The organism is Frankia gtarii, assembly GCF_025403375.1.
Lineage (GTDB): Bacteria > Actinomycetota > Actinomycetes > Frankiales > Frankiaceae > Frankia > Frankia gtarii.
Genome location: NZ_JAMPTM010000325.1, coordinates 1 through 7060, shown reverse-complemented (window position 1 = coordinate 7060; position 7060 = coordinate 1). Strand labels below are relative to the sequence as shown.

Sequence of the window (7060 nt, the reverse complement as noted above, 5' to 3'; positions counted from 1 at the left end):
CCCGCGGGATCAGCCACACCATCCCCGAACGCGCCGACCAGAAGAACAACCGCACACGGCGCGGCCAGGCCGGTGGATGCCCCCCGACATTCGATACCGAGCGGTACAAGGCCCGCACCGTCGTCGAGCGCTGCTTCAACCGGCTCAAGCAGTGGCGGGCGCTGGCGACCCGCTGCACCAAACGCGGCCACAGATCCACGAGAAGCGGCCTAGGCGTCCTTTGTGGATAGCCGACTGGCGGAATCACCCCGCGTTGCTGGGTTCTCCGGTTCACGCCGGGTGAGCACCAAGGGGGCGTTCTCGGTGATGGCCACCGTGTGCTCGGAGTGGGCCGTGCGCGAGCCGTCCGCCGACCGGATGGTCCAGCCATCGGCGTCGTAGACGATCCGGTCGGTCGTACGGGCGAACCAGGGTTCGAGCGCGAGGGTCAGCCCCGGCCGGAGCTTCGGGCCGCGGCCTGCCCGGCCCTTGTTGGGAATGTGGATCTCCTCGTGCATGGTGCGGCCAATGCCGTGACCACCGAACTCGGTGTTGACCGGATAGCCGTAGTCGCGGGCCACCGCCCAGATCGCCGCCGAGATGTCACCCAGGCGGTTGCCCGGACGCGCCACCTCGATCGCTGCCTCCAACGCTTCCTCGGTGGCACGGATGATCCGCAGGTCCTCCTCGGCGGCGGTCCCGACGACAATCGTGCGCGCCGAGTCGGCCACCCAGCCGTCGATGCTGACTGCGAGGTCCGCGCTGAGCACGTCCCCGTCGCGCAGTGTGTAGTTGTGGGGCAGGCCGTGCAGGACGGCGTCGTTGACGGACAGGCAGATGACGTTGCGGAACGGGCCCTTGCCGAAGGACGGAGCGTAGTCCCAGTAGCACGACTCCGCCCCGCGCCGTTTGATCATGCCGCGCACGTGGTGCTCCAGGTCCAAGAGGTTGACGCCAACGTCAGCGAGTCGGCCGACCTCGGAGAGCGCCTCGGCGACAAAACGCCCGGCCACATGCATGCGTTGGATCTCCGCAGGCGTCTTCAGTTCAGTCACGAGTACCTCACGTCACAGAGTGCTGGTATTACTATACCAGCACCTTAACACTTGCCGGTATAGTAATACCAGCCATATCCTGGGAGCATGGTCCGCCAACCGCTCACGCCCGAGCAGGTCGAAGCCGGCAGGCGTCTCGGCGCCCTGCTGCGCCACGCGCGAGCGGGACGCGACCTGGCGGAAGTCGCGCACGCGGCCGGTATCTCGCCAGAGACCCTGCGCAAGATCGAGACCGGACGACTGCCCTCCCCCGGATTCGGCACGATTGTCTGCCTCGGTGAGGCGCTCAACATGCCGGTTCAGGAGTTGGCAGCCACCTGGCGCGGCAACGATCTTCCGTTGGAAGCCGTCTCGTAGCCGCTGTTTCGCCCGTCCACGCAGTCCCGGTGAACACCGCCCGGTCCCCGGGACGCCAGCGCGACCCGACCGCCGGTCCGCCACCCGTACACCGAGTTGGTCGACGCTCGCACCTGGCGGGTGATCTCCGCGCGCTACCTGCGCAGCCTCTCCCCGCCGCAGGTCCGCATCGCGATCATCTGTGACACCTTCGCCCCGCACCTGTCGACGAAGGTCGACAGCCGGGTCGGGGAGTGGGCAGCGGCGAGCAACGTCGAATTCGCCTACACCCCGACCTGTAGCTCGAGGCTGAACAGGATCGAGGCCCCGTTCACCGCCCTGCGCTACTTCGCGTTGGACGGCGTACCGGCCACCGCAACCACCGCACAGGGATGACGCGGCCGCAGCGCGCTGAGGGCGCCGCCGAGGTCGTGGTCACGGGGCCGGGGACTGGGCGTCGATGCGTTGCTGCGTGGTGGAGAGCCGAGCGGCGATCAGCTCGAGGACCTCGGCGGCGATGCCGACGTGGGTCGGGTCCAGCTCGGCGATCGCTGTACCGAGCAGGTCGCGGCGGGCCGCGTGGACGCTGTCCAGCGCGTGCCGGCCGCGATCGGTGATGTGGATGAGGTGGACGCGGGCGTCGCGGGGGTCGCGCCGCCGGCTGATCAGGCCGTCGCGTTCGAGCCGCTTGATCCGCGGGGTGACCGAGGAGACGTCGACGCCGTGGCAGGCGGCGACCGCGGAGACGGGCATGGGACCGTGCCCGTCGAGGTACTCCAGCAGCGCCCACGAGACGGCGGGCAGATCGGAGCCGGACCGCCGCGCGAGGTCGGCGACGGTGGCGCGGTCGGCGAGGATCCGCGCCACGTCCGCGAGGGCCCGCTCGAGGGCGGCGAGGGAGGTCGGCGTCGCGGGCGCGGGGTTCATCGGTCCACGGTAGGGACGCGCGGCACGAGACCACAAGTTGGGGCCAACCAACTATCGGCTACGGTGGACGGGTGAGCATCGCCGCCATTGCCGCAGACGCCGTCGGGGACCGCCGGTGAGGCTGTCCATCGTGGAGCTGGGCACCGTCGCGCCGGGCACGGATGAGCGGCAGGCGCTCGTCGACGCGGTCGAGACGGCCCGGCACGCCGAGGCGTGGGGTTTCCACCGGGTCTGGTTCGCCGAGCACCACCTGAGCCGGTCCGGCGCGTCGCACCATCCGGAGCTGCTGATCGCGGCCGTCGGCGCGCGGACGTCGACGATCCGGATCGGGTCGGGGACGGTGCTGATGAACCATTACAGCCCGTTCAAGGTCGCCGAGATGTTCGCCCAGCTCGAGACGATGTACCCGGGCCGCGTCGACCTGGGCATGGGGCGGGCGACCGCCGGGCCGGTCATCGACATGGCACTGCGGCGCGACCGCAGGGCGCCGGCGCAGGACGACCACACCCAGCAGGTCGCCGAGACGCTGGCCTGGCTGTACGACGCGTTCCCGGCCGGGCATCCGTTCGCCGGCAACCCGCTGATCCCGTCGGTGCCCGGGGTGCCGCAGACCTGGCTGCTCGGGTCGAGCCCGTCCGGGTCGAACCTCGCCGCCGGGCTCGGCATCGGGTACGCCTTCGCCGGTTTCATCAACCCGGCGGGCGCGGCGGCGGCGCTGCGGCACTACCGCGAGCAGTTCCGTCCTCGGGGGTTCGGGCTGGCGCAGGGGCTCGGGCCGGCCGAGCCGCGGTCGATCCTGGCGGTGAACGTCACCGTCGCCGAGACCGAGGCGCAGGCGCGGCGGCTGGTCGGCTCGGCGAAGGGCTTCTACGCCCGGCTGCGCCGCCAGGGCGGCAACGCGGTGCTGCCGAGCGCCGACGAGGCCGCCGCGGAACTCACCGACGCCGAGCAGGAGCAGCCGACCCGGATCGTCGACGGGCGGTGGCCGCAGTTCGTCGCCGGCGACGTCGCCGGGGTTCGGGCGACGCTGGAACGGATGCTCGCGGAGAGCCGGGCCGACGAGCTGATGGTGCAGAATCTCATCGCCGACCCCGCCGACCGGCGCCGCTCCCACGAGCTGCTGGCCACCATGTTCGACCTGCGGCCCGCCACGGGCGTCGCACCGGCGGCGCGCATCCCGACCTGAGCGACATCCCGACCTGAGCGACACCCCGACCTGAGAATGAGGACACGCAGATGGCATCGGACCCCGATCGCACGGTGGGTGTCGGCATCGTCGGCCTGAGCGCGAACGGCGGCTGGGCGGCCGGGGCGCACCTGCCCGCGCTGGCCGCCGTCGACGGCTTCGCGCTGCGGGCGGTCGCCGCCAGCAGCCCGCAGTCGGCGCGCGCCGCCGCCGACGCCCACGGCGTGCCCGCGGCCAGCGGAAGCGCCGAGGAGTTGGCCGGTCGTGACGACGTCGACCTGGTCGTCGTCTCGGTGAAGGTGCCGCGCCACCGCGAGCTCGTCCTGCCGGCACTGGCGGCGGGCAAGGCGGTGCTGTGCGAGTGGCCGCTGGCAGGCGGCCTGGACGAGGTCCGGGAGCTGGTCGAGGCCGCCGCGGGCGTCCGGTCGTTCATCGGCCTGCAGGGAAGGTTCGCCCCCGCGGTGCGTTACCTGCGTGACCTGGTCGCCGACGGGTACGTGGGCGAGGTGCTGTCGACGACGCTGGTGGGCAACGGCGGCGTGTGGGGCCCGGTCATCCATCCTGGCGGGGAGTACCTGCTCGACCGGGACCTGGGCGCCACCATGCTGACGATCCCGTTCGGCCACACCGCCGACGCCGTCACCAGCGTGTTGGGGGAGTTCGCCGACGTCGTCGCCACCACCGCGACGCGGCGGCCCCAGGTCCGCAACGCCGAGACCGGCGAGTCCGTCCCGATGACCGCCGAGGACCAGATCGCCGTGTCCGGGACCCTCGTCGGCGGGGCCGTCGCGAGCATCCACCTGCGCGGCGGGACGCCCCGGGGCACCGGCTTCCTGTGGGAGATCAACGGCACCGACGGCGATCTCCAGATCACCTCGTCGACCGGCAGTCTCAACTACGGCCAGATCGCCATCCTCGGCTCCCAGGGCGGCGAGCCGCTGGCCGAGCTCACCACGCCGGCGTCCTACGACGCCTTCCCCGCCCTGGCCGGGCAGCCGGCCGCCGCCGTCGCCCACGCCTACGCCCAGATCGGCCGCGACCTCGCCGAGGGCACCACGGTGGCGCCCGACTTCACCCACGCGCTGCGCCGTCACCAGCTCCTCGACGCCGTGTCCCGCTCCGCCGCCACCGGCAGGCGCGTCCACGTCCCGGAGAAGTGACCCGCCGCCGCGCGGGGCGGGCCGAGGGGGTAGGCATACAGGGGTGAGCACACCCGAGCCGGCCGAGTTCCCGGCCTCCTACCGCGACCTGATCGACAACCCGCTGACCGGCGTCCTGACCACGATCGGCGGGGGCGGCCGGCCCCAGTCGACCGCCGTGTGGTTCCTCCCCGACGGGCCGACGGTCAAGGTCTCGATGATCAGTACCCGCCAGAAGCTGGCGAACCTGCGGCGCACCCCGGTGGCAACCCTGTTCGTGTTCGACCCCACCAACCCGGGGCGCACCCTGGAGATCCGCGCCGACGTCGAGCTCGTGCCCGACCCGGACAAGTCCGTCCTCGCCAGAATGACCGACCGGTACGGCGCCGACTTCGCCCGGCTCAGCGCCCTCGGCTCCGAGCGGATCACGGCCGTGCTTCATCCGCACCGCGTCGTCGTCCGCGGCTGAGGTCCTCGCCCCCGACGCGGGTGGCCGTGCGTGGCGGGGCGGGTCGGAACACTTCGCCGGTCGACAAGGTTGGAGACGGCGCGTGGCGAGGCACCGGTGCCTGGCCCAGGCTGTCGAGGAGTGCGGACGATGAAGATCGGAATCATCGGGGCGGGTCAGATCGGCGGGACGCTGACGCGGCGGCTCAGCGAGCTCGGCCACGAGGTGCGGGTGGCCAACTCGCGCGACCCGCAGACCCTGGCGGAGCTCGCGGCGCAGAGCGGGGCCACGGCCGTCTGGGCGGCCGACGCCGCCGAGGACGCCGACGTGGTGATCATCAGCATCCCGCAGAAGAACGTTCCGAACCTGCCCGCGGGCATCCTCAAGGGGGCGAAGCCGGGGGCGCCGGTGATCGAGACGAACAACTACTACCCCCAGCAGCGTGACGGCCGCATCGACGCCATCGAGGCCGGGACCCCGGAGAGCGTCTGGGTCGCCGAGCAGGTCGGCGCGCCGGTGATCAAGGTGTTCAACGGGATCTTCTGGAAGCACCTGCTGGAGCGCGGCCGGCCCGTCGGCGCCGAGGGTCGCATCGCGCTGCCGATCGCGGGCGCGGACGGCCCCGGCAAGGAGCTGGTGTTCGGCCTGGTCGAGCAGCTGGGCTTCGACCCGGTCGACGGCGGTCCGCTGGCGGACTCCTGGCGTCAGCAGCCCGGCACCCCGGTCTACGGCGCGGACCTCGACGCCGCCGGCACCGTCAAGGCCCTGGCCGCCGCCTCCCCGGACCGCCCGGCGGACTTCCGCGCCTGACGGCAGCCGCCTGCGGACCCGGCCGCGTCAGCCGGCGGTCCCGACCGTCGGGCCGAGGACGAACCGGGGTCGACCTGTTCGCTCAGGTCGACCCCGTCGCAACCTGAACCGTCGGGGCACGGCCCCAGGCCGGCGGCGGTGGCCACCTTTTCCGCTATAGCGGCTCTTTTCCTGTCCTGCTGCGATGTTTCTGTGCCGGCTCTTCCGCCCGGGGCGCCGTGTTTGAACCGAGCGCTCTCGGGCAGGTGCGCGTTGTCGATGTTTTCTCTGTGTCGTTCCGATCCCCTGGCCCGGAGACGGGGCTTCGACGGGGGGCCTACCGCGCCATGCATCCGGACGATGACCCACCACGGCGCCGAAGTCCGGATCACGCGATGCGTGGCGAGCTGGCGACGGTGCTGCCCGAGGCGCTCGATGAGTTCGGGTCCATTCTCGGTCATACCCCCGAGCGAATTTCCGGGGTGCGAAGAACGGATGACGGTTGGTCGATCCTGGCGGATGTCGTGGAACTTGATCGCATACCGTCCACGACGAGCGTGCTGGCCACGTATCGGCTTGATGTGGATGCTCACGGTGCACTCGTGGGCTATGAGCGCCTGCGACGATTCGTTCGTGGTGCTACCGATTAAATTCCCCTGACTGCGCCGGGACCGCTTATGACCGTCGATCGAAGCCTCGCCGCTGGGCCGTCCCGGGCACGGGCGTGGAGCGGACCACGTTCTGACTCCCTCGCCGATGTGCTGGAACGGGTGCTCGACAAGGGCATCGTGATCGTCGGTGACGTGGTCGTCAGCGTGCTGGACGTCGAGCTGCTCACCCTGAAGCTGCGTCTGTTCATCGCGTCGGCGGACACCGCCCGCGAGATGGGTCTGGACTGGTGGACCGCCGATCCCTTCTTCAACTCCAGGGCGCGCTCGCTGCGGGAGGAGAACGAGGAGCTGCGCGCGCGGCTGGCGGCCCTGGAGACCGGCGGCCACCCGCCCGCTGCCGGGGTCGGGCAGGGGCAGCCTGACCGGGCCGCGGTCGAGGCGCCCGCGGGGACGGACCACGAGCGGCGGTGGGTGGAACCCGCCCCGGTCGCTGCCCCGGTCGCCGCCGAGCGCTCCCGACGGCCGTACCTGCCGTCGGCCGACGCCGCGGGAGCGGGGGAGGGGCGAGCGGGGGAGCGCCGGGCATGACG

10 protein-coding genes and 1 pseudogene are annotated in these 7060 nt (G+C 71.9%); 9 read left to right on the top strand and 2 right to left on the bottom strand.

Going from position 1 to position 7060, the window contains the following annotated elements; translation table 11 throughout:
- Positions 1-230, top strand: a pseudogene (locus tag NBZ83_RS28455) (IS5-like element ISDge16 family transposase); the annotation flags it as partial.
- Here the strand turns inward: NBZ83_RS28455 and map are convergent.
- Entirely contained in the window at positions 210-1034 is an 825-nt protein-coding gene (gene map, locus NBZ83_RS28450; RefSeq protein ID WP_261571055.1) for a type I methionyl aminopeptidase, read from the bottom strand. The pseudogene NBZ83_RS28455 and the gene map overlap by 21 nt on opposite strands.
- Before the next feature lie 87 nt (positions 1035-1121).
- On the opposite strand from map, the gene NBZ83_RS28445 reads away from it, so the two are divergent.
- Together NBZ83_RS28445 and NBZ83_RS28440 are read left to right on the top strand one after the other, a co-directional pair.
- Positions 1122-1391: a helix-turn-helix domain-containing protein gene (locus tag NBZ83_RS28445; protein ID WP_261571056.1), complete on the top strand. Its 270-nt coding sequence runs from the start codon at positions 1122-1124 to the stop codon at positions 1389-1391.
- 96 nt (positions 1392-1487) lie between these two features.
- Positions 1488-1766 carry a hypothetical protein gene (locus tag NBZ83_RS28440; protein WP_261571057.1) on the top strand — a complete coding sequence of 93 codons (279 nt, stop codon included), beginning with the start codon at positions 1488-1490 and terminating at the stop codon, positions 1764-1766.
- Positions 1767-1805: 39 nt separating this feature from the next.
- Here the strand turns inward: NBZ83_RS28440 and NBZ83_RS28435 are convergent, their stop codons facing one another.
- Entirely contained in the window at positions 1806-2297 is a 492-nt protein-coding gene (locus tag NBZ83_RS28435; protein WP_261571058.1) for a MarR family winged helix-turn-helix transcriptional regulator, read from the bottom strand.
- Positions 2298-2412: 115 nt separating this feature from the next.
- On the opposite strand from NBZ83_RS28435, the gene NBZ83_RS28430 reads away from it, so the two are divergent.
- The 6 genes from NBZ83_RS28430 to NBZ83_RS28405 all read left to right on the top strand — a co-directional run bounded on the left by NBZ83_RS28430 (position 2413) and on the right by NBZ83_RS28405 (position 7058).
- Positions 2413-3483 carry an MsnO8 family LLM class oxidoreductase gene (locus NBZ83_RS28430; RefSeq protein ID WP_261576165.1) on the top strand — a complete coding sequence of 357 codons (1071 nt, stop codon included), beginning with the start codon at positions 2413-2415 and terminating at the stop codon, positions 3481-3483.
- 50 nt (positions 3484-3533) lie between these two features.
- Entirely contained in the window at positions 3534-4643 is a 1110-nt protein-coding gene (locus NBZ83_RS28425; protein WP_261576164.1) for a Gfo/Idh/MocA family protein, read from the top strand.
- Positions 4644-4686: 43 nt separating this feature from the next.
- On the top strand, positions 4687-5091 hold the full coding sequence (locus NBZ83_RS28420) for a PPOX class F420-dependent oxidoreductase (RefSeq protein WP_261571061.1): 405 nt from the start codon (positions 4687-4689) through the stop codon (positions 5089-5091).
- 30 nt (positions 5092-5121) lie between these two features.
- Complete coding sequence (locus NBZ83_RS28415) at positions 5122-5880, top strand: NADPH-dependent F420 reductase (protein ID WP_498041089.1); 759 nt, start codon at positions 5122-5124, stop codon at positions 5878-5880.
- 374 nt (positions 5881-6254) lie between these two features.
- Entirely contained in the window at positions 6255-6509 is a 255-nt protein-coding gene (gene gvpO, locus NBZ83_RS28410) for a gas vesicle protein GvpO (RefSeq protein WP_261571063.1), read from the top strand.
- A 27-nt stretch (positions 6510-6536) separates the two neighbouring features.
- Positions 6537-7058, top strand: coding sequence for a gas vesicle protein (locus NBZ83_RS28405; protein ID WP_261576163.1), 522 nt, complete (start codon positions 6537-6539; stop codon positions 7056-7058).
- Positions 7059-7060 lie beyond the last annotated feature (2 nt).